This window comes from Listeria rocourtiae FSL F6-920, assembly GCF_000525975.1.
Lineage (GTDB): Bacteria > Bacillota > Bacilli > Lactobacillales > Listeriaceae > Listeria_A > Listeria_A rocourtiae.
The window spans coordinates 1-438 of record NZ_AODK01000116.1 but is presented as its reverse complement, the minus strand read 5'-3'; the positions used below and the strand labels follow the sequence as shown (position 1 = coordinate 438).

Here is a 438-nt window from a genome sequence, read left to right as displayed (position 1 = left end):
CGAAAGCTAACGATATCAATTGGTTTACGGATGTCAAAGCCGAGGACAAGGTAGACGGAGATATAAGTGTTGAAGTGAACGTAGACTATAGCGGTGTGAACTTCCGAAAGGAAGGGAACTATCCAGTGGTGTATAGTGTGACGAACAGTAATGGCAAATCCGCAAGCACAACAGTAAATATGCAAATAACAGCAGAAGCACCAGTCATACAGGCAAAAGACATGAGCGCCATCGCAGGAGCGAAAGCTAACGATATCAATTGGTTTACGGATGTCAAAGCCGAGGACAAGGTAGATGGAGATATAAGTGTTGAAGTGAACGTAGACTATAGCGGTGTGAACTTCCGAAAGGAAGGGAACTATCCAGTGGTGTATAGTGTGACGAACAGTAATGGCAAATCCGCAAGCACGACAGTAAATATGCAAATAACAGCAGAAG

General features: G+C 44.1%; 1 protein-coding gene. It reads left to right on the top strand.

Going from position 1 to position 438, the window contains the following annotated elements; translation table 11 throughout:
* A partial coding sequence (locus PROCOU_RS17930) for an immunoglobulin-like domain-containing protein (RefSeq protein WP_036074518.1) occupies positions 1-438 on the top strand: 438 nt, incomplete at both ends.